25 protein-coding genes and 1 riboswitch are annotated in these 25,210 nt (G+C 69.1%); of the genes, 19 read left to right on the top strand and 6 right to left on the bottom strand.

Annotation, left to right across the window (positions count from 1 at the left end; translation table 11 throughout):
* Window position 1: 1 nt before the first annotated feature.
* Entirely contained in the window at window positions 2–766 is a 765-nt protein-coding gene (locus tag FWJ47_RS04120) for an SDR family oxidoreductase (RefSeq protein WP_147108908.1), read from the bottom strand.
* 112 nt (window positions 767–878) lie between these two features.
* Here FWJ47_RS04120 and FWJ47_RS04115 point away from each other — a divergent pair, with 112 nt between their 5' ends.
* The 5 genes from FWJ47_RS04115 (at window position 879) to FWJ47_RS04095 (ending at window position 5,450) form a co-directional block, all read left to right on the top strand.
* The gene (locus FWJ47_RS04115) at window positions 879–2,168 is read left to right on the top strand and encodes a PucR family transcriptional regulator ligand-binding domain-containing protein (RefSeq protein ID WP_147104485.1); all 1,290 of its coding nucleotides are present in this window, start codon (window positions 879–881) and stop codon (window positions 2,166–2,168) included.
* A 96-nt stretch (window positions 2,169–2,264) separates the two neighbouring features.
* Entirely contained in the window at window positions 2,265–2,705 is a 441-nt protein-coding gene (locus FWJ47_RS04110; RefSeq protein ID WP_147104483.1) for a hypothetical protein, read from the top strand.
* A gap of 17 nt (window positions 2,706–2,722) precedes the next feature.
* A complete protein-coding gene (locus FWJ47_RS04105; protein WP_147104481.1) occupies window positions 2,723–3,466 on the top strand; it encodes a hypothetical protein in 744 nt (247 codons plus the stop codon).
* Between the two features lie 21 nt (window positions 3,467–3,487).
* Window positions 3,488–4,777, top strand: a complete 1,290-nt coding sequence (locus FWJ47_RS04100) for a hypothetical protein (protein WP_147104477.1) — start codon at window positions 3,488–3,490, stop codon at window positions 4,775–4,777.
* A 79-nt stretch (window positions 4,778–4,856) separates the two neighbouring features.
* Entirely contained in the window at window positions 4,857–5,450 is a 594-nt protein-coding gene (locus FWJ47_RS04095; RefSeq protein ID WP_147104474.1) for an AMP-binding enzyme, read from the top strand.
* Window positions 5,451–5,468: 18 nt separating this feature from the next.
* On the opposite strand, the gene FWJ47_RS04090 is transcribed toward FWJ47_RS04095, so the two are convergent.
* On the bottom strand, window positions 5,469–6,230 hold the full coding sequence (locus FWJ47_RS04090; protein ID WP_170228473.1) for a GntR family transcriptional regulator: 762 nt from the start codon (window positions 6,228–6,230) through the stop codon (window positions 5,469–5,471).
* Window positions 6,231–6,422: 192 nt separating this feature from the next.
* On the opposite strand from FWJ47_RS04090, the gene FWJ47_RS04085 reads away from it, so the two are divergent.
* The 12 genes from FWJ47_RS04085 (at window position 6,423) to FWJ47_RS04030 (ending at window position 19,086) form a co-directional block, all read left to right on the top strand.
* Window positions 6,423–7,562 (top strand): ABC transporter substrate-binding protein, encoded by a 1,140-nt coding sequence (locus tag FWJ47_RS04085; protein WP_147104468.1) that lies wholly within the window; start codon window positions 6,423–6,425, stop codon window positions 7,560–7,562.
* The gene (locus tag FWJ47_RS04080) at window positions 7,559–8,476 is read left to right on the top strand and encodes a spermidine/putrescine ABC transporter permease (protein ID WP_170228472.1); all 918 of its coding nucleotides are present in this window, start codon (window positions 7,559–7,561) and stop codon (window positions 8,474–8,476) included. The genes FWJ47_RS04085 and FWJ47_RS04080 overlap by 4 nt, the downstream gene beginning before the upstream one ends.
* Window positions 8,464–9,321: an ABC transporter permease gene (locus tag FWJ47_RS04075; RefSeq protein ID WP_147104465.1), complete on the top strand. Its 858-nt coding sequence runs from the start codon at window positions 8,464–8,466 to the stop codon at window positions 9,319–9,321. The genes FWJ47_RS04080 and FWJ47_RS04075 overlap by 13 nt, the downstream gene beginning before the upstream one ends.
* Window positions 9,321–10,388: an ABC transporter ATP-binding protein gene (locus FWJ47_RS04070; RefSeq protein ID WP_147104462.1), complete on the top strand. Its 1,068-nt coding sequence runs from the start codon at window positions 9,321–9,323 to the stop codon at window positions 10,386–10,388. The genes FWJ47_RS04075 and FWJ47_RS04070 overlap by 1 nt, the downstream gene beginning before the upstream one ends.
* Window positions 10,385–11,074: an HAD family hydrolase gene (locus FWJ47_RS04065; protein WP_147104459.1), complete on the top strand. Its 690-nt coding sequence runs from the start codon at window positions 10,385–10,387 to the stop codon at window positions 11,072–11,074. Before FWJ47_RS04070 ends, FWJ47_RS04065 begins: the two co-directional genes overlap by 4 nt.
* Window positions 11,075–11,116: 42 nt before the next feature.
* Window positions 11,117–12,106, top strand: a complete 990-nt coding sequence (locus FWJ47_RS04060; protein ID WP_147104456.1) for an endonuclease/exonuclease/phosphatase family protein — start codon at window positions 11,117–11,119, stop codon at window positions 12,104–12,106.
* A gap of 71 nt (window positions 12,107–12,177) precedes the next feature.
* Window positions 12,178–12,279, top strand: a riboswitch (SAM riboswitch).
* An 11-nt stretch (window positions 12,280–12,290) separates the two neighbouring features.
* Window positions 12,291–13,142: an ABC transporter ATP-binding protein gene (locus tag FWJ47_RS04055; RefSeq protein ID WP_147104453.1), complete on the top strand. Its 852-nt coding sequence runs from the start codon at window positions 12,291–12,293 to the stop codon at window positions 13,140–13,142.
* Window positions 13,143–13,233: 91 nt separating this feature from the next.
* Complete coding sequence (locus tag FWJ47_RS04050) at window positions 13,234–14,289, top strand: aliphatic sulfonate ABC transporter substrate-binding protein (RefSeq protein WP_147104450.1); 1,056 nt, start codon at window positions 13,234–13,236, stop codon at window positions 14,287–14,289.
* A 71-nt stretch (window positions 14,290–14,360) separates the two neighbouring features.
* On the top strand, window positions 14,361–15,155 hold the full coding sequence (locus tag FWJ47_RS04045) for an ABC transporter permease (protein WP_147108902.1): 795 nt from the start codon (window positions 14,361–14,363) through the stop codon (window positions 15,153–15,155).
* A gap of 24 nt (window positions 15,156–15,179) precedes the next feature.
* Window positions 15,180–17,240 carry an acetate--CoA ligase gene (locus tag FWJ47_RS04040; protein WP_425465989.1) on the top strand — a complete coding sequence of 687 codons (2,061 nt, stop codon included), beginning with the start codon at window positions 15,180–15,182 and terminating at the stop codon, window positions 17,238–17,240.
* Window positions 17,237–18,538, top strand: coding sequence for an O-acetylhomoserine aminocarboxypropyltransferase/cysteine synthase family protein (locus FWJ47_RS04035; protein ID WP_147104444.1), 1,302 nt, complete (start codon window positions 17,237–17,239; stop codon window positions 18,536–18,538). The genes FWJ47_RS04040 and FWJ47_RS04035 overlap by 4 nt, the downstream gene beginning before the upstream one ends.
* Window positions 18,539–18,630: 92 nt before the next feature.
* On the top strand, window positions 18,631–19,086 hold the full coding sequence (locus FWJ47_RS04030; RefSeq protein WP_246126313.1) for a CoA-binding protein: 456 nt from the start codon (window positions 18,631–18,633) through the stop codon (window positions 19,084–19,086).
* Between the two features lie 436 nt (window positions 19,087–19,522).
* Here the strand turns inward: FWJ47_RS04030 and FWJ47_RS04025 are convergent, their stop codons facing one another.
* On the bottom strand, window positions 19,523–20,809 hold the full coding sequence (locus FWJ47_RS04025) for an adenylosuccinate synthase (RefSeq protein ID WP_147104437.1): 1,287 nt from the start codon (window positions 20,807–20,809) through the stop codon (window positions 19,523–19,525).
* A 95-nt stretch (window positions 20,810–20,904) separates the two neighbouring features.
* Between FWJ47_RS04025 and FWJ47_RS12030 the strand changes: the two genes are divergently transcribed.
* Together FWJ47_RS12030 and FWJ47_RS04020 are read left to right on the top strand one after the other, a co-directional pair.
* Window positions 20,905–21,051, top strand: a complete 147-nt coding sequence (locus FWJ47_RS12030; protein ID WP_170228471.1) for a hypothetical protein — start codon at window positions 20,905–20,907, stop codon at window positions 21,049–21,051.
* Window positions 21,048–22,517, top strand: coding sequence for a hypothetical protein (locus FWJ47_RS04020; RefSeq protein ID WP_147104434.1), 1,470 nt, complete (start codon window positions 21,048–21,050; stop codon window positions 22,515–22,517). The genes FWJ47_RS12030 and FWJ47_RS04020 overlap by 4 nt, the downstream gene beginning before the upstream one ends.
* Here FWJ47_RS04020 and FWJ47_RS04015 read toward each other — a convergent pair.
* From FWJ47_RS04015 to FWJ47_RS04005, 3 genes are read right to left on the bottom strand one after another with little or no spacing between them, the layout of a single operon-like run.
* The gene (locus tag FWJ47_RS04015; RefSeq protein ID WP_147104431.1) at window positions 22,514–22,939 is read right to left on the bottom strand and encodes a DUF3151 domain-containing protein; all 426 of its coding nucleotides are present in this window, start codon (window positions 22,937–22,939) and stop codon (window positions 22,514–22,516) included. The genes FWJ47_RS04020 and FWJ47_RS04015 overlap by 4 nt on opposite strands.
* Before the next feature lie 25 nt (window positions 22,940–22,964).
* A complete protein-coding gene (gene phnE, locus FWJ47_RS04010; protein ID WP_147104427.1) occupies window positions 22,965–24,140 on the bottom strand; it encodes a PhnE/PtxC family ABC transporter permease in 1,176 nt (391 codons plus the stop codon).
* Entirely contained in the window at window positions 24,137–25,210 is a 1,074-nt protein-coding gene (locus tag FWJ47_RS04005; protein ID WP_170228470.1) for a PhnE/PtxC family ABC transporter permease, read from the bottom strand. Before FWJ47_RS04005 ends, phnE begins: the two co-directional genes overlap by 4 nt.

Below are 25,210 nucleotides of genomic sequence, written 5' to 3'. Positions count from 1 at the left end.
CTCATACACCCTTCTTGGCAATCTTGGTGCTGTGGGCCTGGTCCCGGGGCCGGATGATCATCAGGTCAACGTTGACGTGCTCGGGGCGGTCCAGCGCCCAGCCGATGGCCTCAGCAATGTCCTCGCCGTGCAGGGGCTGGTAGCCCTCGTAAACCTTCTTGGCGAGTTCCGCGTCCCCGGAGAACCGGGTGAGGCTGAACTCCTCGGTGGCCACGTTGCCGGGGGCGATCTCGATGATCCGCACCGGCTCCCCCACGATCTCCCGGCGCAGCGTGGTGGAGAGCATCCGCTCAGCGTGCTTGACCCCGGTGTACCCGGCCCCGCCCTCGTAGGGCTCGTGCGCGGCGGTGGAGGTCACCACCACGATGTCCCCGCCGTCGCCGTCGCGCAGCAGCGGCAGCACCGCCTGGGTGACCCGGAGAGTGCCCAGCACGTTGAGCTCGTACATCCAGCGCCAGCCGTCCAGGTCGCCGTCCTCCACCTTGTCCAGTCCGAGTGCGCCGCCGGCGTTGTTCACCACGCCGTCGAGGCCGCCGGTGGCCTTCAGATGATCCACGAGCGCGGTGACCTCCTCGTCAGAGGTGATGTCCAGCCGGTAGGGCTCCACATTGCTGTACGCCTCGGCCAGCGCGTCCAGCCGCTCCTTGCGGCGGGCAGAGGCCACCACCCGGTGCCCCTGCTCGGCGAGGCGGCGTACGGTCTTCTCACCGATGCCGGTAGAGGCGCCGGTGACGAGGATGCGACGGTCGGTTCCGGTGGTAACGATGATGCTCTCCTTCGCGTGGGGTCCGCCACCATGATGCTCGGCGCACGGCACTTCGACGAAAGCAGAGTGTCAAGTGACGCGCAGCAGTTCTTACAGAGAGTAAAGTCTGGGCATGGTGGATGTGACGCTCAGCGTGGAGGAGAGCCTGCGCCTCCACCCCATGGCTGCCGGTGAGCCGGAGCTGCTCACCCCCGCGGCGGGTCTGGCCCGCACCATCAGATGGGTGCACATCATCGGCCAGGACCGGCCGGGGGCGATGCTGCAGGGCGGGGAGCTGGTGCTCTCCACGCTGCCCCGGCTCGACGAGTCCCGGCCGCAGCTGACCGATGCCGTCCGCGGGTACCTGGAGGATCTCGACACCACCGGGGCCGCGGCCCTGGCGGTGGAGGTGCTGGCCGACCGGCCGCTGCTCAATGCGGCCCTGGATGAGGTCGCCGCCGAGCGGGAGGCCCAGCCCGCCGCCGGGAACCTCGTGCCGCTGCTGCGGTTCACCCGGCAGGTCCGATTCGTGGAGATCACCGAGGCGCTCCACCGGGAGCTCGTCTCTCGGCAGCTCGGCGCCGCCCAGCAGGGGCAGTCCTGGGATCCGATCGTCAGTGCGACCACCAACCTGTTCGACGATCTCGCCTCCCCCGGCGGCCTGCCGTCCGAGGAGGTGGCCGCCCGAGCCAAGGCCCTCGGCATGCCGGCCGGCGCTCGTTACACGCCCCTGGTCTTCACCACCCATGACTACGCGGGCGCCTCAACCGCCGCCGAACGGCAGGCTCCCTCGCTGGCGACCCTCATCCGCAGTGCGGCCAACTCGCTGAAGCTTCCGGCCCTGGTAGGCGCCGGGGAGCCCGGGGATGTCTGGGTCGTGCTGGCCCACGGCGACCCCCGCAAGCTCTGCGCCGCCGTCCGCCAGGCTGTGGTGCGGCGGCGCACCCAGGAGATCATTCCTCGGTACACAGTCGGGGCCGACCTGGACTCCATCAGCCTCACTGAGGTTCCCGACGCTCTCCCCCGCACCGCCCGGACCGCGGCCGCCGCCTCCGCCCTGAGCCGGCTGGGCCGCCTGCCCGAAGCCGCCACCCCATCACCCCGGGCCGGGTACTGGACCGCCGCGGACCTCGGCCTCTCCGGCCTGCTGGTCCGGCTCGCCGGAGACCCGTCTGCCAGCTGGTTCCTCCATCACTATCTCGCGCCCTTCCGCGGAGCCGAGGGCGAATCGATGCGGGAGCTGGTCGATGCCGCGGTCCGGGCGGGAGGAAACAAGGCCGAGCTGTCCCGGGCACTGGGCATTTCCCGGCCCACGCTCTACTCCCGCATCGCCCGGCTCGAACGCGCCCTCGGCCACGACCTCGACGGCGAGACGCTCGCCACCCTGCACACCGCGCTGCTGCTGGAGAGGCTCAGCGGATGAATCAGGGTCGGATCAGGGGCAGACCCTGGTGACACCCCGCCGTCGTCCCGCTAGGTTGGGAAGCACCAGCCACCGCAGAACGAATGGAGCAGCACTATGGGACTCATCTCACTGGGCGCCGGCATCGCCATCGGCTACGCGATCGGCACCAGCAAAGGCCGCGAAAAGGTCGAGACCACCTTCGACTCCGCCAAGAAGAAGGCTGGGGAGACCTGGAACCGTCCCGACGTCCAGGACTTCGTCTCCAAGACCTCCGAGCGAGCTGAGGAGCTCGCCCATGAGGTCGCCGATCAGTCCCGCCGAGCCGCCGCCTATGCCTCCGACGCCGTGAAGAAGGCCGCAGAGCAGGCCGACGCGGCCGCCGACAAGGCGGAGGACATCATCGACGAGGCCGAGGAGACTGTCCAGCAGGCTGCCGCAGAGTACAAGTCGCCCGAGACCAAGACGACCTACAACGGCGACGTGATCTCCGACCCCGGCCAGACCACCGAGCGCAAGGGCACCGACTGGGCCAATGAGGGCGGCTCAAAGCCCTGACCCATTACGCTGAGCGGGTGATGGATCTGCCCCGGCTCGTCTCTGAGCACATCGCCCCGCAGCGCGACTCCTTCCGCACCGACGGAGACCTCCCCTCTGCCCAGCACCTGCTGGGCCTGGCACTGGCTGAGCGGCGCATCCGCCTGAAGAGGATCACCGACGGCCGGTGGGTGTTCATCTTCGGCGGCGCCATCATCGGCGGGTGGGCCAACGGGGTCACCACTCTCGTCAGCGCTCACGGGCGCCGCGTGCTCGCCAGCCCCGAGAGTCTCGCCGCCCACCTGGACCTCATGGAGATCCCCCACCGCATCGGTCCCCGCAGCGCCGCCGGGGACGCACAGGATGGGCCGGCCGAAGAGCGTCCCGAAGGCACCGCGCCCGCCGCGGAGAAAACCGTCCAGCCGCTGACCCTGGAGATCTACACCGCCGGACGGGAGGCTGTCAGCGTGCTCGCCCTCGTGGACCGGGAGCAGCTGGCCGAGCCCCGGCCCGATGACCCGCAGACCATCGCGGTGGACGTCACCGACCTCGCCGCCGACGAGCTCAAGCAGCTCGGCACCGACGCGCTCCGCGCCGTCCCCGGGGTGCTCGCCGGGGCAGCCGTGCTGAGCGCGCCCTCCCTGGACACCGCGCAGGGCGCCGTGGTCGTCGCCGTCTCCGAGGAGGCCTCCCCCCTGCCGCACCACTTCCCCACCCTGGGGCCCGGCCGGCCGGTCAGCGCGGCGATCGCCGAGCAGATCCTCGCCGCCGCGGCAGTGTGAAGCCGCTAGGCTGGCCCCACGATGAGCTCTGAGCCGCACACTTTCCCCATCGGCGCGCGTCGCCCGGGCCGTGCCCGCCGCGGCGCCCCGCAGGCGCCCGCCCCCGATGAGACGGCCCCGCGGCCGGCCGGTCCCGACGCCGGAGCGGGCAGCCCGAACTTCCCCCTCCCTCCCGCTGGGCCCCCCGCTCCGCAGCCGGCGGCACCGGAGACGCAGGAGCGCCACGCCCTGCCGGAGGTCCGCCCCGCGGTCCGCCTTCCGGAGGATGCCTCCGCTACGGCCCAGTTCATCGTGGAGCAGGTGGAGCCCCGGTACGAGCAGATGCGCCGCTGGTCTTCGACCATGCCGCACCAGGCCCTGCTGCAGCGGGCCGCCCGCCGCAAGCGGATGACCATCAAGATCATCTCCGAGTCCAACCAGCTCTTCTTCCTCTCCGGGGTGGTCGTCGGCGGCACCGACGGGGTCATCACCTCGCTGGTCTCCCACCAGGCACGCCGGCTCTCCCGGTCCAAGGCCATGACCAAGCGGTACCTGCAGGCCTCCGAGGTGCCCACCCCGCGCGGCAAGGCGATCAGCCCCACCGAGTTCTCCCGGGCGGTGAAGACGATGAAGTCGCTCGGCAAACGGGTAGCGGTCAAACCGTCGTCCGGCCGGATCGGCAAGGGGATCACCGCGGACATCACCCGCGAGTCCGATCTGCGGGCCGCCTGGGCGAAGGCGATGGCAGCCCGGTCCGCCACCTCGGACTCCCGCTACCTGATCGTGGTGGAGGAGCACACCCCCGGCCTGGACGTCCGTGCGTATGTGGTCGGCAGCCAGGTGGTGGGCGCGGTGGCCCGCATTCCGCTGTACGTCATCGGCGACGGGGTGACCTCAGTGGGCCGGCTGGCCGATGAGGAGATCGCACGGCGCCGCGCCAACGACTACCTCAGGCCCCGCCAGCCGGAGGTCGACGACGCGTTCCTCGCCCCCGCCGGGATCACCCGCAGCACGGTGCCTCCGATGGGTGAGCTGGTGATGCTCACCCAGATCGCCGACACCACCCGCGGCGGCGGCCTGGCGTTGGACGTGCTGGACAGCCTCGCCGACGAGCTGAAGGACCTCGCCGTCGACGGCCTGCAGGCGATCCCAGGCCTGGGCGCCGCGGGCGTGGACCTGCTGGTACCGGACCTGGAGTCACCGGAGGGAGCGGTCGTGCTGGACGTGAACCCGTACGCGAACATCGCGCAGTTCCACTACCCCAGCTACGGGGAGCCGCGGAAGGTCAACGACGCGGTGATGGAGGAGATCCTGGAACGCGCCTCCCGGTGACGAGGAGCTTTCGTCCAGGCTTCTCTGCCAGGTTGGGAAGAGTCACACCCCAAGGAATCCAGTGCGAGGAGGCAGTCTCGTGAGCACCACTGACCGCACCAAGATGGACCCGGACCAGACGAAGACGGGGGAGCCCCGCTTCCACACGGATCCGCCCGAGGAGGACCTTGAGGCGATGCACGATGACGAGGTCACCGTCAATGGCCAGGAGGTGCACCTCAACGACATCCGTGACGCGATGAACTCCCATGAGGGCGTCCTGGAGTCGGGGGTCTGTTCGATCAGCGACGACGAAGCCGGCAGCATACCGGTGGCGTTCGTCGTGCTCAGCGCGGCAGCCCGGGACGAGGTCAACGCGACCCGCCTGCCGCCCGACGACGGCTCGCAGACACGCTCCGTCCCCCCAGGGGAGAAGAAGCTGGTGGACTCCGTCCAGGCCCTGGTGGCCGAGAAGGTCTCCGAGGAGGCCGTGCCGCGCAAGATCATCCCAGTCCTGGAGATGCCGAAGGATAAGGAGGGGCAGGTGATCAGCCGGGTGCTGGGCCGCCTCTACGCCGGGGAGGACCCGGAGGACGCCTCGGGCGTCCAGAACCAGAAGTGCCTGGCCTCCATCAAGAAGCTCTGCCAGGAGATGGGCACCGCCAAGGCCAGTGCCTCCGCCGGAGGGCAGTGACCGCCCCGCCCGCCGGGCTCAGGCGAAGTCTGCTGAGCCCGGCATCGTCCACTGCAGCGGCGAGGAGTGCCAGGAGCTTCCCGCCGAAAGCATGATGCGGCCGCTGATGTAGCGGTCGGTGGACCATTCCAGAGGCCGTCCGGACGGGTCCCGGGAGATGCGCCGATGCACCAGCAGCGGCGCCCCCCGGGAGACCCCGAGCCGGGCGGCCTCCTTTGCTTTGGCCCCCTCCGCGCCGAAAAGATGCTCGGCGTGGCTGAAGTGCACCCCGTGCTCCTCGGCGAGCACCGAGGTGACGGACGGGGCGTCCTCCTCCAGGGCCTCAACGATCTCGCCGAGCCATTCCGGGTAGTGGGTGTGCTCGAGCATGACGGTCTCGCCGCCGAGGGTGCGCAGCCGCACCACGGAGAGCACCCGGCGTCCGCGCGGGACCTGAAGGAGGTCCGCATCGGTCCGGCCTGCGATCTGCCACTGGGCGTCCAGCACCTGTCCCCCGGGCACCAAGCCCTGCTGGTGCGCCCATTGGGCGAAGGAGCGGAACTCCTCATAGCTGCCCTGGCGGCGCGGCAGCCGCACCACCCGTTTGGGCCGGCCGCGGCTGCCGTCGACGGTGCCCTCCTCCACCAGCTTCTTCAGCGCCACCCGGACGGTGCCGGGTGAGACCTCGAATCGTTGGGAGAGCTCCCGCTCAGAGGGCAGCGAGGCGCCCACCGGGTATGTCCCCGCTTGGATCTCGTCGCGCAGCGCCTGCGCAATATGTGTGAACGCGAATGTGCTCACGCTGCCGCCTCTTCCATCGTCCACCATCCTAGGCGGGGGTGCGCGCCCAGGAGTTCATACAGAGTTCACTCACTGGTGATCTTCCATTTGACTGAGTGTAGTTCACTAGTGAGGATAGGTGGCGCTGGCGGTCTGATCCGCTGAAGCCTCACTGAATCGCTCACAACTGTCTGACGCACCGAAGGGAAGACCATGTTCACTCGCACCCAAAAGGCTCTCGGCGCCTCCGCGGCCGCCGCCATCGCCCTGACCGCCTGCGGCGACGAAGGAGGCGAATCCGAGGCATCCCAGAACTGGCGCGAGGCCGCCTCCGTGGAGGACGGCGGAGGAATGGACCAGCTCATCGAGGACGCCCAGGCCGAGGGCCAGTTCAACGCAATGGGCCTCTACGAGGACTGGGCGAACTACGGCGAGCTGCTCGAGACGTTCTCCGAGGAGTACGACATCGAGATCAGCAACGACACCTCCACCGGCTCCAGCCAGGACCTCATCAACGCCGTGGTGAACCGCCAGGGCCAGGACAACTCCCTGGACTACCTGGACACCGGCGTGAGCTTCGCCGAGGACGCCGCGGAGGACGGCCTGCTCGCCGAGTACTCCCCGCAGACCATCGATGACATCGATGAGGAGTTCGTCTCCGAGTCCGGCACCTGGATCAACCACCTGGGCGGGACCGTCGCCATCGGCTGCGACACCTCGCGGGTCGACGACTGCCCCGAGAACTTCGAGGACCTGCTGGACCCCCAGTACTCCGGGCAGGTGGCCCTGCCCTCCAACCCGACCGCCTCTGAGGGCTCGTTCATGATCGTCCACGCCGCGGCGGAGGCCAGCGGCGGCAGCTTCGACGACATCACGCCCGGCATCGAGTTCTTCGGCGAGCTCTCCGAGATGGGCAACCTCGTCCCCGTGGAGGGCGACGCCGGCACCATCGAGACCGGCGAGACCCCCATCGTGCTCGACTGGGACTACCTGCTGCAGCCCATCGCCAACGACCTTGAGGACGACGCCGGCATCGAGATGGAGATCAACCTGCCAGAGGACGGCCAGGTCTCCTCCTTCTACGCCGCCTCCATCAACGAGGACGCCCCGAACCCGGCTGTGGCACGCCTGTTCTACGAGTTCCTGTTCTCCGACGAGGGCCAGAACATCCTGCTGGAGGGCTATGTCTCCCCGGTCCGCCTGGACGCGATGATCGAGCAGGACACCGTGGACGAGGACGCCCTCGCCGAGCTGCCCAGCCAGGACGGCATCGAGGCCCCGCAGCCCACCCTGGAGCAGCGTGAGGCCAACCAGCAGATCGTCAACGAGCAGTGGGACGGTACGGTGCAGTGAGCCTGCCCATCACCCAGCCCGCCAGCGGGCCGCGGCCGGGCCTTCTCAGCCGCGCCCGCTGGCAGGGCGCGGGGGCCGCACTGCGGTCCCCGGCCGCGCTCTCCCTGCTGCCGCTGGGCCTGATCCTGGCACTGTTCTTCATCCTGCCGATCGCTGGCATGGCGGTCATCGCGCTCTCCGTGGAGGCCGAGGACGGCAGCACGACCATCGGCCTGGACCACTTCATGGCCCTCACCGGGGGCTCCCACTCCCAGGCCATCGTCAACTCCCTCCAGGTGAGCCTCGTGGGCTCGGCGGTCGCCTCCGTGGTCGGCGCGCTGACCGCGTTCTGCATCTCCCACATCCGCTCCAAGAAGCTGGACTCTGTGGTGGCAGTGTTCTCCTCGGTGCTGGCGAACGACGGCGGCGCCCCGCTGGCCTTCTCCTTCATCGTCACGCTGGGCAATGCCGGAGTGATCTACGCCGCGCTGAACCTCAGCGCCATCGGCTTCTCCCTGTACTCCTGGCAGGGCCTGGTGGTGATGTACCAGTACTTCCTGATCCCCACGATGGTCATGGTGACCCTGCCGACCTTCATGGGAATCCGGAAGGAGTGGCGTGAGGCCAATGCCGTGCTCGGCGGCTCGGCGCCGACCTTCTGGCTGCGGGTGGGCCTTCCGATCGCCGCCCCTGCGCTGCTGGGCGGCTGGATCCTGTGCTTCGGCGCAGCCTTTGCCACCCACGCCTCCGCGGCGGTGCTGATCGGTGCCGGCGGCTTCCCGCTGATCCCGCTGAACATCTCCTCGCTGCTGGGCCAGTCCCCAGCCAGCCAGCCCATCGCCATGGCACTGGGCATCACGATGGTGGTCATCGCCGTCGTCGTGCTGATCGTCTTCAACCGGCTGCAGAGGAGGACCGCACGATGGGTCGGCTGAGATTCGCCAACTGGGTGCCGGTGCTCGCCGTCGCCCTCTACGTGACCATCCCGGTGCTGTGCAGCATCTACTACGCCGTCTTCCCCGGCGGAAGCTTCTCGCTCGGGGCATACTCGGTGATCACCGAGGACGCCAGCCTGGCCGCCGCAGCATCCCGCACCTTCCTGATCACCGGCCTGACCATCGTGGTCCTGGTGGCGACGCTGGTGCCGGCCCTGGTGGCGGTCCACCTGTGGGCGCCCAAGCTGCGCCCCGTCCTGGAGATCCTGTGCACCCTGCCGCTGGTGGTCCCTCCCATCGCGATCGCCGCCGGCGTCGTCGCCCTTCTGCGCTGGGGCGCCCAGCAGGGCCGCGGATCCATGGCCAGCCAGATCAGCCAGTTCCTGCAGAACCCGGACCTGCCCCTGATCCTGGTGGGCACCTATGTGGTGCTGTGCCTGCCGTTCACCTTCCGATCCATCGACGCCGGGCTGCGGACCATCCCGCTGAAGGCGATGGTGGAGGGCTCCGCGGTGCTGGGCTCCAGCACCTGGGGGACGATCTGGCGGGTGGTGATCCCGAACATCCGCGGCTCGATGCTGTTCTCGGTGTTCTTCGCCACCGCCCTGTGCTTCGGGGAGTTCTCCCTGGCAGCCACCCTGGGCCAGCAGACCGTCCCGGTGTGGCTCTATGACGTGTCCTCCAACAACTTTCGCGCCTCGATCGCCATTGCGGTGCTCCTGAACCTGACCACCTGGGCCCTGCTGTTCGTCGCAACGCTGTCCGCTGATCGGTTCTCCCCCGCGGGCCGTGCAGCCCGCGCCGAACGTGCCCTGCAGAAATCCAGCCAGAAAGCCGCTGCCTGATGACTACCGCCGCTGAACGCTCCCGCCCCGCTGAGACCCCCTCCAACGAGGTGGTGCTCGAGGGGGTCTCCAAGGCCTTCGGCCCCACTACAGTCCTGCAGAACATGGATCTGACCCTGACCGCCGGCGAGTTCGTGACCGTGCTGGGACCCTCCGGCTGCGGGAAGACCACGGCCCTGCGGATCCTCGCCGGGTTCGAGAATCCCACCACCGGTCGGGTGCTGGTCGGCGGTCGGGACCTCACCGGCATCGCGCCGAACCGCCGCGGCATCGGCATGGTCTTCCAGGCCTACAGCCTCTTCCCGAACATGACCGTGCAGGAGAACGTCGAGTACGGCCTGCGGGTCCGGAAGGTCGCCAAGGAGAAGCGTCGCCGGACCGCCCAGGACATGCTGGAGATGTGCGGGCTGGAGCAGTTCGGCTCCCGGTTCCCGCACCAGCTCTCCGGCGGCCAGCAGCAGCGGGTGGCGCTCGCCCGCGCCCTGGCCACCCAGCCGGAGGTCCTGCTGCTCGACGAGCCGCTCTCCGCCCTGGACGCCACGGTCCGTGTGCAGATCCGTGACGAGATCCGCCGGCTGCAGCAGCAGCTGGGGATCACCACCATGTTCGTCACCCATGATCAGGAGGAGGCGCTGGCGATCGCGGACCGGGTCGCGGTGCTGAACTCCGGGGTGATCGAGCAGATCGACGCGCCCCATGAGGTGTACCAGCGTCCGGCCAGCGAGTTTGTGGCCCGGTTCGTGGGCACGGTGACGGAGCTGGGCGCCCCGAGCGGGTTCGCCGGCGGTGAGCTGGCCGCCCGGCAGCCGGGCGAGAACCTGGACACTCTTTTCGTCCGGCCGGAGGACCTGATGCTGGTTCCCGCCGAGGACGGGGACTGCACCGTGGCCTCCCAGGTGTACACCGGCGAGCGCACCATCATTCGGGCGGCCGCCCCGGAGGGGGACCTGGAGCTGGTGAGCTCGGTCTCAGCCTCAGAGGCCGCCGGGCTGGTGCCGGGCACCCGGGTGCGCCCACAGGTCATCTCGGAGCCGGCGCTGCGCCTGCCGGCCGGGGCCGCTGCATGAGCGCGGAGGCCCGCAGCGCAGCCCTGCGCCTGTCCACGGCGGAGGGCCCGGTGGAGCTGGGCGTCTCCGCGGCGGTGTTCGACTGTGACGGGCTGCTGGTGGACTCCGAGTCGGTGTGGCTGGAGATGATCTCCGCCTGGCTGGCCGACCGCGGCGTCGCGGGTGCCGCCGCCGCTGATTTTCACGGGCTGTCGGTGGATGACACAGCCACGCGTCTGGCCGCGCTCCCGCAGGTGCGCGGCGATGCCGCTGCGGTCGCCGCCGAGCTCACCCGCCGCTACTCCCAGCTCCTTCAGGAGGGCACAGAGCCGATGCCTGGTGCGGTGGAGGTCTTCACCGGCTTGGCGAGCGCTGTGCCGACTGCGGTGGCCAGCAACGGCCTGCGCCCCGATGTGCGTCTGATGCTGCGCGCCTCCGGGCTGTGGGAGACCGCCCAGGCGGTGTGCACAGTGGATGAGGTCGCCTCCGGCAAGCCGGCCCCGGACCTGTACCGTGAAGCCTGCCGCCGTCTCGGCGTCGCCCCCGAGGAGGCGGCGGCCTTTGAGGATTCCGCCGCGGGCGCCTCGGCAGCGATGGCCGCGGGCCTGACGGTGGTGGGGGTCAATGCGGACCCGGATGTGTCTCTGCCCTGCCACCACCGCCTGACCGCCCTGACCGCCGTGGAGCTCGCTGCGGCCGCCGGATAGAGCCGTCGCGCGCCTCTCGCACCCAACCGTTACGGAGTCCCCTTGCCTCAGACCCCTCAGCCCACCCGCCGTCCTCAGGACACCCTGGCTGACGAGCCCGTCGACCAGCTCACCAGCCCGCAGGAGGCCGCCGCGGCCAAGCTTCGTGAGCTGCGGACCCTGCAGGTGTTCTCCTGGAACCTGTGGTTCGGCGGCCGTGAGATCGACGACGCGGCCGCCAAGCAGGCTGCGGTGCTCGAGGATCAGGACGCTGACATTGTGATGCTGCAGGAGTGCTTCGGCACCGCCGGGGTGCGCCTGGCCCGCCGGGCAGGGATGACTGCGGCCCAGCAGGACTTCAACTGTGCGGTGCTCAGCCCCAGCCCGATGCGGCTGCTGCCCACGGACACTGCTCCCTATGCGACTGCGGCGCTGGTGCAGACCCGCGCCGGGGCTGTGCTGGCCTGGTCGGTGCACCTGGCCTCCCCGGACTACGGCCCGTATCGCGGGGATGAGCTGCCGCATGCTGCGGAGGAGGTGTTCGGCCAGCCGGGTGAGCAGGAGCGCACGGCACAGGCGCAGCAGATCCTCTCCGAGACCGATCAGCTGCTGGAGGAGCTCGGCGAGGTGCCGGTGGTCATCGCCGGGGACTTCAATGTGCCGTCCTCCTTGGACTGGAACGGCGAGCATCGCCCGTCGGCCCGGTGGCCGGCCCCGCGGCTGTTCATGGAGGCCGGCTTCGCCGACGCGTTCCGTGAGGCCCACCCGGACCCTGCCCAGGCTCCGGGGCTGACCTGGTCGCAGATCGAGGATCCGGAGACGGAGCCGCGAGACCGCATCGATTTCGTGTTCGTGCGCGGGCTCGAGGTGGTGAGCGCTGATCATCTGGGCGGGGCGGCCGACGACGCCGACGCACCAGCTGACCCGGGCTTCACCGAGTACGGGGGCGCCGCTCGGCACATCCCCTCCCAGCGGCAGAACGCCTTCCCCTCGGACCATCTGGCGGTCCGTGCCGCCCTGCGCCGCTGGGGAGGCCGGCCCCCGGGGGCCTGAGGCCGCAGATATTACGTTTGTGACTGTCCCTCTTTGTGCACGCCAGGGGCTCTCGCGTACAGTCTTGCGGGTATCCATCCGGAGCGGCTGAGAGATCTGGCTCGATGACGCCGCAGCAACCACTGCAGAGCACTCATCTGCGGGCTCGGTGCTAATGCCAGGAACGATGGGAGTGAATTCTCGCATGACCTCTTCTGCCACCCTCGAGGCGCCTGCGGCAGCCCCTGCCCCCCAGTCCGCCGTCGCCGAGGCGACCGGCCGCTACTCGCTGAACGTCCGCTTCGACGGCGTCGGCCGCAGCTTCGGCGGCCGCACCGTGCTGCGGGACGTCAGCCTCGAGATCGCCCCCGGCGAGGTGCTCGCCATCCTGGGCACCTCCGGCTGCGGCAAGTCCACCCTGCTGCGGGCGCTGGCCGGCCTGGACACCGGGTTCAGCGGCGAGCTGACCATCGCCGGGGAACCGGTGAGGCCCTATGACGACCGCACCGCCGTGGGCTTCCAGGAGCCCCGCCTGCTGCCCTGGCGCTCCGTGCGGAAGAACGTCCAGATGGGCCTGCCCCGCGGCCTATCCAAGGCTGAGGGGGAGGCCCGGGTGGATGAGCTGCTGGAGCTGGTCGGCCTGGCCGACCGGGCCCGCCTGAAGCCCCGTGAGATCTCCGGGGGCATGGCCCAGCGGGCCTCCCTGGCCCGGGCCCTGGCCCGCCGCCCCGGGGTGCTGCTGCTGGATGAGCCCTTCGGGGCGCTGGACGCTCTGACCCGCCTGAAGATGCAGGACCTGCTGCTGGACATCCACGCCCAGACCGGAACCACCGTGCTGCTGGTCACCCACGACGTCGACGAGTCCCTGCAGCTGGCAGACCGAATCCTGCTGCTCGGCAGGGACGACCGCAGCGCCGGCGACCCCACCGCAGCGGAAGGCGCTACCACCAAGCGTCTGCTGGCCGTGCCGGGGAGCCGGCCCCGTGATCGCACCTCCGCTGAGCTGGCGGACCTGAAGTCCCAGCTCTACGCCGGCCTCGGCGTGGCCGCCCACTGACCGTCCCGCACGGCTCCCATCCTCACGCTCTCTGGGCCTGCCCCGGGCAGGCCCGCCCCCATGACCTGCTGACACCGCGAAAGGCCCACCTATGCCCACCTCCTTCTCCCGCTCCGCCCAGTCCGTCACCGCCCTCGGCGCGGCCGCCCTGCTGGCGCTGTCAGCCTGCGGCGACGACTCCGACGGCGAGCTGGACACCCTGAACATCGACTTCGCCACCTACAACCCGCTCTCCCTGGTGATCCTGGAGCACGGATGGCTGGAGGAGGAGCTCGAGGAGCTCGGCACCGACGTCACCTGGATCCAGTCCCACGGCTCCAACCGGGCCAATGAGATGCTGCGCGCCGACGAGCTGCACGTGGGCTCCACCGCCGGCTCCGCGGCGCTGCTGAACCGTTCGGTGGGCGCGGATGTGCACACCTTCTACGTGGAGTCCCAGCCGGAGTGGGCGGCCCTGGTGGCCCGCCCGGAGTCCGGCATTGAGGGCCCCGAGGATCTGGAGGGCGCCTCCGTGGCCGCCACTCTGGCCACCGACCCGTTCTTCTTCCTGGCCCGCTCACTGGAGGAGGCCGACCTGTCTCTGGACGACGTCGAGGTGCAGGCCCTGCAGCACGCCGACGGCCGCCAGGCCATGGAGAACGGCGACGTGGACGCCTGGATGGGCCTAGACCCGATCATGGGCGACGCCGAGCTGGCCGGCGCGGAGCTGGTCCACCGGGACATCGACTTCAACACCTTCTCCACCATCAACGCCACCGCGGACTTCCTGGAGGACTACCCGGAGGTCGCCCAGACCGTGGTGAACGTGTACGAGCAGGCCCGCCAGTGGGCCGTGGAGAACCCGGACGAGACCGCTGAGATCCTCGCCGAGCACGCCGGCATCGAGCTGGACGTCGCCGAGCTGGTCATCAGCGAGCGGGTGAACTTCGACATCAGCCCTGTTCCCGGCGATGACCTGCACACCTCCCTGGAGCCGGTGGCCCCGTTCTTCGTGGAGACCGGCGACGTCGACTCCGAGGAGCAGGTCCAGGACGCCCTGGACGAGCTGTTCTGGCCCGAGTACGCCGAGGAGGCTGAGGCCACCGACGCTGAGGGCGCTGACGACGCCGCGGAGCAGGCCGAGATCGAGGAGGACGAGGACGCGTGAGCCAGACAGTCCAGCAGTCTCCCGACGCGGGCACCGCGAACAGCACGGCGTCCTCCCTCGCCGCGGAGCAGATGGCCACCGGCAAGGCGAAACCTGCCCGCAGCGGTGGCCTCAACGGTCCCGTGAAGGTGGTGGTCGGCGCGATCGTGCCCCTCGCGCTGCTCGCCGTGTGGTGGCTGGTCACTGACGCTCTTGAGATCTTCACCCCCGTCCAGCTGCCCTCTCCCCTCGCAGTCTTCGAGGCCGGGCAGGGGCTGCTCGAGTCGGGGGCGCTCTTCAGCCATGTGGGCATCTCGGTGCAGCGTGTGCTCGTCGGCTTCGCCCTGGGCGCGGGCGCAGGCCTGGTCCTGGGCTCCCTGCTGGGCCTGTCCAAGGCGGCCGACGCGCTGCTCCACCCCACAGTGGGAGCCTTCCGCGCGGTGCCTTCCCTGGCCTGGGTGCCGCTGATCCTGCTGTGGGTCGGCATCGGTGAGGACGGCAAGTACCTGCTGATCGCCATCGGCGCGTTCTTCCCGGTGTTCACCTCGGTGCACTCGGCCCTGCGGCATGTTGACCCGCAGCTGGTGGAGGCCGGGCGGGCGTTCGGCTTCCACGGGGTACGCCTGCTGACCACGGTGCAGCTGCCCGCCGTCGTGCCTCCGGTGTTCTCCGGGCTGCGGCTGGGTCTGGCGCAGTCCTGGCTGTTCCTGGTGGCGGCGGAGCTGCTGGCCGCCGCGGAGGGCCTGGGCTTCCTGCTCACCGAGTCGCAGAACAACGGCCGGGTGGACCGGCTCCTGCTGGCGATCGTGCTGCTGGCCATCCTGGGCAAAATCACTGACGCGCTGCTCGGCCTGGTCGAGCGCAAAGCGCTGAACACCTGGGCCTGAGAAGGCCTGCGAAGGAGGTCCGCATTGCCGAAGCCCGCTGAGCACCCGCTCTTCGCCGACGTGCACGCCTGGCCTGAGCCTACTGACCATGCCGGCCGGCTGGCGCACTGGGAGCGCGCAGCGGGGCTGCTGGACTGGGAGTCGGAGTGGCACAGTGTGCGCGCCTGGGAGCCGCCGAACCCGGAGGCGCGGCGCGGGCCGGTGATGCGCTGGTTCGAGGGCGGGACCCTCAACGCCGCGGTGAACTGCGTGGACCGGCATGTGGACGCCGGCCGCGGGGAGAAGGTCGCCCTGCATTTCGAGGGCGAGCCGGGCGACCGGGAGTCAGTCACCTACGCGGAGCTGCGGCGCCGGGTCAGCAAGGCCGCCAACGCCCTGGAGTCTCTCGGGATCGGCCATGGGGACCGGGTGGTGGTCTATCTCCCGGTTCTGGTGGAGACCATCGTGATCACCCTGGCCTGCGCCAGGATCGGCGCGGTGCACCAGCTGGTGTTCGGCGGCTTCTCCGCCGAGGCGCTGCGCTTCCGCGTGGAGGACACCGGCGCGAAGCTGCTGGTCACCACGGACGGCCAGTTCCGCCGCGGCCAGGCAGTCCCGGTCAAGGAGAATGCCGACGCCGCCGTGGAGGGTCTCACCGCAGACGCCGGCGGCAGCGTGGAGCACGTGCTGGTGCTGCGCCGGACCGGCTCCGAGATCAGCTGGGAGGGAAGCGACCTCAACGGGGACGGGCTGGGCCGTGACGTGTGGTGGCACGAGGTCGTCGACCCGGCTGAGGAGCAGCATGAGGCGCCGATGTTCGACGCGGAGAATGAGCTGTTCATCATGTACACCTCGGGCACCACGGGAAAGCCGAAGGGCCTGGTGCACACCACGGCGGGGTACCTCACCGGCAGCCTGTACTCCTACCTGCGGCTCTTCGCCCACCCAGAGCCGGCCCGGCGGGAGAACGACGTGCACTGGTGCACCGCGGACCTCGCCTGGGTGACCGCGCACACCTATGAGATGTACGGCCCGCTGGCGGCCGGCGCCGCACAGGTGATCTACGAGGGTGTGCCGAACGTGCCGCACCCTGGCCGGCACTTCGAGATCATCCAGCGGCACCGGGTGACCAGCTACTACACCGCCCCCACCCTGGTCCGCTCCCTGATGGGCTGGTGGCCCACGGGGATTCCCGCCGAGTACGACCTCTCCTCCGTCCGGCTGGGCGGCACCGTGGGCGAGGCGGTGAACCCGGAGGCCTGGTGGTGGCTGCGCGGCCAGATCGGCCGGGACACGGTGGACGCCGAGGGCCGCCCGGCCCTGCCGATGGTGGACACCTGGTGGCAGTCCGAGTCCGGCTCCACCGTCCTCTCCCCCCGGCCCGAGGACCAGACCTTCAAGCCGGGCTCTGCGACGCGCCCCCTGCCCGGCTGGGGCGCGGAGGTGGTCGACGACGACGGCGCCCCCGCCGCCGCCGGTGAGCAGGGCAGCATCGTGGTCACCGAGTTCGGCCCCTCGATGGCGCGCGGAGTGTGGGGAGACCCGGAGCGGTTCTACACCTCCTACTGGGAGAAGCACTCCGCCCGGGGCTGGTTCCTCGCCGGGGACGGCGCCAAGCGGGACGAGGACGGAGACATCTGGATCCTGGGGCGCATCGATGACGCGATCAACGTCTCCGGGCACCTGCTCTCCACCATCGAGATCGAGTCCGCCCTGGTCTCCCACCCTGATGTCGTGGAGGCCGGCGTGGCTCCCTGCCAGGACGCGAAGACCGGCCACGCCGCAGTCGCATTCACCGTGCTCAGCGCTGCGGCCGCCGCACGTCTCGACGGCTCCCCCGAGGCAGAGACGGAGCTGGCCAGGAGCCTGCGCGACCATGTGGCCAAGGTGATCGGCCCGGTCGCGAAGCCCCGGGACATCATCCCGGTCCCGGAGGTCCCGAAGACGCGGTCGGGCAAGATCATGCGCCGCCTGCTGACCCAGCTGCACGACGGCGAGCAGCTCGGCGACACCACCAGCCTGCAGAACGAACCCTGCGTGCCGCAGATCGCTGAGATCTGTGAGGCGCGCGCAACAGCACCCCAAAGGAAAGAGGCAGCACGATGAGCAGCGACCGCCAGTTCGGGTTCCGCACCCGGGCACTGCACGCCGGCGCCGTCCCGGACGCCACCTACGGCACCCGGGCGGTGCCTATCCACCAGTCCACGTCCTTCGTCTTCAAGGACAGCGATGACGCCGCGAACCTCTTCGCACTCCAGAAGTTCGGCAACATCTATTCCCGCATCGGCAATCCGACGGTCGCCGCGATGGAGGAGCGGCTCGCCTCCCTGGACGGCGGCATCGGCGCTGTGGCCACCGCCTCCGGCATGTCCGCGGAGTTCCTGGTGTTCGCCGCGCTGTGCGAGCAGGGCGACCACATTGTGGCCAGCTCCAAGCTCTACGGCGGCACCGTCACCCAGCTGGACGTCTCGCTGCGCCGGTTCGGCATCGAGACCACGTTCGTGAACTCGGACGAGGCGGAGGACTTCAAGGCCGCTCTGCAGGAGAACACCAAGCTGATCTTCACCGAGGTGGTCTCCAACCCCAGCTCGGACATCGTGGATCTGCCCGGCCTGGCCGAGGTGGCCCACGAGCACGGCATCCCTCTGGTGGTGGACTCCACGCTGACCACCCCGTACCTGCTGCGGCCCATTGAGCACGGCGCGGACATCGTCACCCACTCGGTCACCAAGTTCCTGGGCGGGCACGGCACCACCCTGGGCGGTGTGATCGTGGAGGCCGGGACCTTCCCGTGGAACAACGGCAACTTCCCGCAGATGACCGAGGAGGTCGCCTCCTACGGCGGTCTGTCCTGGTGGGGCAACTTTGCCGAGTACGGCTTCCTCACCAAGATCCGCGCCGAGCAGCTGCGCGACTTCGGGCCCTCTCTGACCCCGCAGGCCGCATTCCAGCTGATCCAGGGGATTGAGACCCTGCCCCAGCGCATGGAGGAGCATGTGGCCAACGCCCAGAAGGTCGCCGAATGGCTTGAGGCCGACGAGCGCGTGGACTACGTGAACTATGCGGGCCTGGCCGAACACCCCCACCACGAGCGCGGCAAGCAGCTGCTGCCCAACGGTGTGGGCTCCGTATTCAGCTTCGGCATTGCCGGCGGCCGGGAGAACGGTGAGCGCTTCATCGAGTCCCTGCAGCTGGCCTCCCACCTGGCCAATGTGGGCGATGCCCGTACCCTGGTGCTCCACCCGGCGTCCACCACCCACCAGCAGCTCTCGGCCGAGCAGCTGGAGGCGGCCGGAATCCCGGATGACCTGATCAGGATTTCTGTGGGCCTGGAGGACGTTGACGACATTATCTGGGACCTGGACCAGGCTCTGGAAGCTGCTACAGAAGGAGGCTCCAAGTGAGCGAGCAAAGGTCCCGCGCTGCGGGCACCGCAGAGCGGTCAGCGAGCGAACGCCCCAACGGCGCCTGGGAGGAGCCGGGCCCGGCCCGTCGTCTGCAGCTGCTGCGCGCGGCGAAGTCGGTGGCGATCGTGGGCATGAGCAACAAGCCCGCCCGCGCCAGCTATTTTGTGGCCACCTATCTGCAGTCCGACTCCAGCTACAAGCTGTACTGGGTCAACCCCGCCCTGGTGGGGAAGACGGTGCTGGGAGAGCCGGGCTACGCCTCTCTGCAGGACCTGCCGGAGGCCCCCGACATTGTGGTGGCCTTCCGCAGGCCTGCTGATCTTCCGGGCCTTGCCGAGGAGGCCGCCCAGATCGGCGCGAAGACCTTGTGGGTCCAGCTGGGCATCCACTCCGAGGAGGCCATGCAGCGTGCCACGGATCTGGGCATCAGCGCAGTGCAGAACCGGTGCATCAAGATTGAGCACGGCCGGTTCCACGGCAATCTGCACCTGGGCGGCTTCGACACCGGCGTCATCAGCGCCAAGCGCCAGCTGCGGGACGCCTGAGGCTTCAGCAGACGCAAGATCCCCCTGCTGCTTCCAGAGCAGGTCTTCTCAGCGAGAGACCTCGGGAAGCGGCAGGGGGATCTTCTGCTTCTGCCGTGAGGCGTCAGAGACCGAGCGCCTGCAGCAGGTCGAGCGTCAGCTCCCCGACGTTGCCCACGAGCTCGCCGGCTCCGTCGAGAATGCTGTCCAGGGGTCCAGTGACCATGAAGGGCCTCCCTTACTCAATCAGAACGCCGGAATCTCCGACGTCCCGTCCATCCTCGAGGGGAGGGGAAGGCCGAACAAGACATTTGAAGTTACCAATGAGTGAAATAGTCATGTCGTGAAGCTCCTCAGCACCTGACCATCAGCTGGAGGGTCACTCTCAGCGGCGCCGCGGAAGCGGACTCAGGCTTGAGGAAGGCCTCCGCAGAGGCCAGCCGGGGCGTTCTCGCACCTAGTCCACGAGGTCGTGGATCTGGACGACCTGGTCGCGGCCGGGGCCGACACCGATCGCTGAGAACCGGGTGCCGGAGAGCTCCTCGAGGGCCCGTACGTACTTCTGGGCGTTCTCCGGGAGGTCTTCCATGGTGCGGGCGCCGGTGATGTCCTCGGTCCAGCCGTCGAAGTGCTCGAAGATCGGCTTGGCGTGGTGGAACTCGGTCTGGGTCATCGGCATCTGGTCGTGCCGGACGCCGTCGACCTCGTAGGCCACGCAGACTGGGATGGACTCGATGCCGGTGAGCACGTCCAGCTTGGTGAGGAAGTAGTCGGTGAAGCCGTTGATGCGGGTCGCGTACTTCGCCATGACGGCGTCGTACCAGCCGCAGCGGCGGGGGCGGCCGGTGTTCACGCCGAACTCTCCGCCTGTCCTCTGCAGATACTCGCCCCACTCGTCGAACAGCTCAGTGGGGAACGGACCGGCCCCCACGCGGGTGGTGTAGGCCTTGATGATGCCGATGGACCGGTCGATGCGGGTGGGGCCGATGCCCGAGCCTACGGACGCGCCCCCTGCGGTGGGGTTGGATGAGGTCACGAACGGGTAGGTGCCGTGGTCCACGTCCAGGTAGGTGGCCTGGCCGCCCTCCATCAGCACGACCTTGCCCTCGTCCAGCGCGTCGTTGAGCAGGTTGGTGGCGTCGACGACCATGGGGCGCAGGCGCTCGGCGAAGCTGAGGAAGTATTCGACGATCTCGTCGACCTCCACGGCCCGGCGGTTGTAGAGCTTGACCAGCAGCTCGTTCTTCTGCCGGAGGGCGCCTTCGATCTTCTGCCGGAGGATGGACTCGTCGAAGATGTCCTGGACCCGGATGCCGAGCCGGCCGACCTTGTCCATGTAGGTGGGCCCGATGCCGCGGCCGGTGGTGCCGATGGCACGCTTGCCCAGGAACCGCTCGGTCACCTTGTCCAGGGTCTGGTGGTACGGGGCCACCAGGTGGGCGTTGGCGCTGATCCGCAGCTTTGAAGTGTCCGCGCCGCGGGCCTCGAGCCCGTCGATCTCCTCGAAGAGTGCTTCCAGGTTCACCACCACGCCGTTGCCGATGACAGGTACGGCGTTGGGGGAGAGGATGCCTGCGGGAAGGAGCTTCAGCTCAAACTTCTCGCCGCCGACGACGACGGTGTGGCCGGCATTGTTGCCGCCGTTGGGCTTGACCACGTAGTCCACTCGGGAGCCCAGCACGTCGGTGGCCTTGCCCTTTCCTTCGTCGCCCCACTGGGCGCCGACGATCACAATGGCGGGCATAGTTGGCTCCTTGAGAGAACTGGCGAATGGACCGTCTGGAGTCTACCAACCGGGCTTTGAGGAATCGCCCAGGGGCGCTGACTAGGGTCGGTGCTATGGGTGCAGCACTGATGAAGATGATGACCACGTTTCTGAAAGCACGGGTTTTGGCGAAGTTCGCCATGCCGAAGGTTCTGCTGATCCTGGCGGCGGTGAAGCTGCTGCGGTGGTTCTGCTCCCGCCGGAAGGGGGCCCGCCAGTGACAGACGGAGCCCGCCTCGTCACCGACTTCGAATCTTCCATCAATGCGGTCCGTGCGGTCTCGGGGTTCCTCGAGGGTGAGGGACACGCGGCGATGGGCACCGGCCCGTCCTCGGAGGGCCTGGCCGGCGTCGCCGCGTCGCTGCCTGAAGGCGCTCGGGCCAAAGCTTTTGAGTGGGCAGGCCGCGCGGAGGCCCTGTCGCCCACCAAGCTCGGAGACATCAGGGCGGACACCATTGATCAATGGGTGGTGGACCAGTACTCCAAGGACGACGCCGAAGGACGGCCCCAGCAGTTCCCGGTGATCGTGGTGGGTGCGGTCTCCGGTGCTGCGTTCTTCCTCTCCGCCGCGCTGGGAGCGCCTTACCTGCCGCAGACCACCCTGGTGTCGCTCGCCGACGGCGACACGCACCCGGATGACATCGCCGGTGCCATGGAGGCGTGGGCCCCCGCGGCCCGACAGATCGCCGCGCAGAACCCGCGGGTCACCGTGCACCACATGCATGACCCGGCTCAGGACCGTCCGATGATGCAGCAGGCGGCGTTCTTCCGCCTCAAGCGCCAGGAGCTCGGACCGGTGTATGAGCAGTTCATCCGGACCCACCTGGCACCTGACGGGGTCCTGCTCACGTTGGAGAGCACCCGCACCTGGCGGGCCACGGAGACCGGACAGCGCAGCTATTTTCAGTTCGGCTGCCTCGGCGGGCTCCCGGAGGAGGAGTACACCGCTGGTTCCGAGCGCGTCGCGGAGTTCCTCGCCGATCAGGGCTCGGAGCGCCGGTCCTGGTCCCCGCCGGAGCCGACCACCCGCACCCCGGACGGAGAGTGGGGGACAGCTCCCGCACTCACCGAGGACGTGGACCGTTTCGCGCAGCAGGCTGGGCTTCGGCGTCGTCGGCTGTATACGAACGAGCCCCAGGACTCCTCGGCCTTCGTCGCGGAGCTGTACCGGGACTGGTACGACCGCCTCGGCGACGGGGGCCACCGGATGCTGGCCCAGATGTACACGCACGTGGACCCGTATTGGACGCTGGCGACCCGGTCGGTGCCGTTCTGGAACAGGTTCCACAAACAGCCGAGCTTCGATGTCTTCTCCGAGTATTTGGAGACTGCGGAGCCGTACAGGGAGATCTTTGTGAGCCTCTTCGCCCACGGTGTGCGTTCGCCTGCCCTGGTGAGCCCCGAGGAGTGGGAGCGGCTCGCCGCGGAGCACGTCCAGGAGCGGGCTGAGGTGATCGGTGTGGACTGGGATGCCTACCCGATGGATACCGGGGCCCCGTTCCGCTATCAGGAGGCGATGAAGAAGATTGCCGAGCATCGGGACATTCCGGACCCGCTGAGCATCGAGGAGGTGGACGCCTTCGCGGAGCAGTACGGGATCCTCACCGAAGGGCCCTCACTGCCGGAGCACCACGACGACGTCGAGGGCCACGGCATCCGCAACCCCATCGCCTGGGTGCAGGCCTAGCCGCGAACTTTGGCGATCTGCTCCTCGGCGCTGGGGTCGCAGTCGTCGAGGAGCTTGCTGATGCGGAGGACTTCCTGCTCCTCGCCGATGGCGGCGGCCGCCTGGCCCAGGGAATAGAGGGCGCGCAGGAACCCATGATTGGGCTCGTGGCTGTAGGGGACCGGGCCGGTGCCCTTCCAGCCGTTCTGGCGCAGGGAGTCCAAGCCGCGGTGGTAGCCCACGCGGGCGTAGGCGTAGCCCTCGACGGTGTAGCCGCCGTCGAGCGCGTCCTCGGCCAGCAGCGCCCACACCAACGACGATGTGGGGTGCTTGGCCGCCAGGTCCACCGGCTCCTCGCCGGCTGCGAGGGACTCAGTCACCTCCGGCTCCGGGGGCAGCAGGGTGGGCTCAGGCTCCATGAGGTTCTTGCCGAGGATAGACATGGCCCCAGCCTAACCGGGAACAGGCTCACACCGGCACTGCGGCGGCCCTGGTCTCCTCAGCGGAGCCGCCGCTGCCCCTCTTCGACTTCTTCTGCCTCACCTTGGCGCCATGGATGACCCGGTGCCGGACGAACCCGGAGACCTGATCCACCACCATGGTGATCGCGATGATGACGAACAGGGTGATGCCGATCGCCTCCCAGTCGTAGGGGCGCTGGCCGAAGAGCCCGTTGGGCGGGCTGATGAGACGGCCGATGCCGCCTGCACCCAGCGCACCCAGGATGGCCGAGGCACGGATGTTGACCTCGAATCGGTAGAGCCAGATCGCCAGAACCTCCGGCAGCACCTGCGGAAGCACCGCCCACCGGACGCGCTGGACATGGGTGGCGCCAGCCGCGGTGGAGGCCTCCAGAGGGCCCGGGTCCACGCCCTCGATCGCCTCAGAGATCAGCTTGGAGAGCGTACCGATGGAGCTGATGCCCAGCGCGAAGGCACCAGCCATCGCACCGCCCATCTGAGCCGGTCCCACACCCAGCAGCGGGATGAAGATCGCCACGGCGAACACCAGCTCCGGGACCGCGCGAATGACCGAAAGGATGAACCGCATGGGGATGTAGATGGCCAGCGGGGCCATGTTGCGGGCCGCGAGAATGCCGCAGGGCAGGGAGAAGATCGCCCCGACCAGTGTGCCGATCCAGGCGATCGCCACGGACTCCAGCATCGCCTCGAACGCACTGGACCAGTCGTCGCGGGCGTCCTCATCCGGGATCTGGGCCACCCCGCTGACCATCTGGACGCTGTAGTCCCAAATGCGGGCGGGCATCTCAAGAAGGGCGGAAAGAGTCATCCCGGTGCCGGCGGCGGCCGAGATGAACAGCACGCCCACAAAGATGAGCGCCATATTGTACCAGAACTTGACCGGCTTGACCGGGCGCATGTCCAGGCGATCCGGGCTGTAGCCGGAGGCCCCGGACGAGATGCGACGGTGCTCCTCGGCACGCTGGCGGCCGGTGCGCAGGTAGGCGAGCCCGTAGATGCCTGCGCCGAGCGCGACGACGGCGCTGCAGATCGCCAGACCCCACAGGGCACGGAGCAGCACCGGTGAGGACTCGGCGGCCGGCGTGTAGGTCAGCAGGAAGCTGACCGCGGCCAGCAGCACAGAGCCGACCACGGCTGAGGCGATTTTATACCCGTGGCTCACAGCAGCTTCCTCCGAATCCACAGGGACAGCAGGTCCACCAGCAGGACCACCAGCACCAGCGCCCACAGGATCGCGCCGACGTTCTCATAGCCCTGGGACATGCGGCCGATCTGCCGGCTCAGCTCTCCGCCGATGCCGGCCACTCCCACGACGCCGAGAGCGGCGGAGGCGCGGATGTTCAGCTCGAACACGTACAGGCTGTAGGAGATGAAGCTGGGCATCACGGCCGGCAGCACAGCCGCCCGGTCGCGCTGAATGAGACTGGCGCCAGCGGCGTCCGCGGCCTCCAGGGGCCCCATCTCCACGGCATCGATGGACTCGCCCAAGAGCTTGGCGACGATCCCGATGTTGAACATGATGAGGGCCAGGACCGCCGCCAGCGCACCGAACCCGTAGGCTGTACTGCCGATGAACGCCGCGAAGAGCAGCGCCCATGCCACGTCGGGGATGGAACGGACCACGGAGTTGAGGCTCTTCACTCCCTGGCTGGTGAACCTGTTGGGGCTGGAGACCGGCGAGGCCAGCATGGCGAGCAGCAGTCCGATCAGACAGCCGATGATGGTGGCGACGATCGCCATGCACAGAGTGATCAGCCACTCTCCCCAGATCGGCCGGGAGGTGCCGGCCACGTTGGAGAAGAGCAGGTAGGACCAGTCCGGGTTGAAGTAGCCGACCAGCTGCTCCCGGGTGCTTCCGCCGGTCAGGCGGCCCGGCAGCTCGGTGATCCGGTCCAAGAAGTAGATGTTGGCGCCGGCCCAGTAGCTGATGATCACAAAGCTCAGCGCTCCGAAGGCCGCCATCGCACCCGTGCGGGTGAACCAGCACAGCGCCAGCACCCCGAGCATCACCAGGAAGCCGATCAGCGGCCACTGAGGCGCCCACAGGGTGGTGAACCCCAGGGGCAGAAAGAGCACCTCAGTGGATTCCCGGGTCCACCAGAAGAAGGCGAGGGCGAGGACCGCGATGCCGACCAGAAGCAGGTAGTTCTGCAGCGGGGGCTTGGGCGGCTCTGGTCGCTTCACCGGAGTGGGCTCGGCCGTGCTGGGGGCCCGATCAGCGACAGCGGTCAC

The organism is Nesterenkonia populi (assembly GCF_007994735.1).
GTDB lineage: Bacteria > Actinomycetota > Actinomycetes > Actinomycetales > Micrococcaceae > Nesterenkonia > Nesterenkonia populi.
Note: the sequence above shows the minus strand (reverse complement) of the source record. Positions and strands in the feature narration are given on the sequence as shown.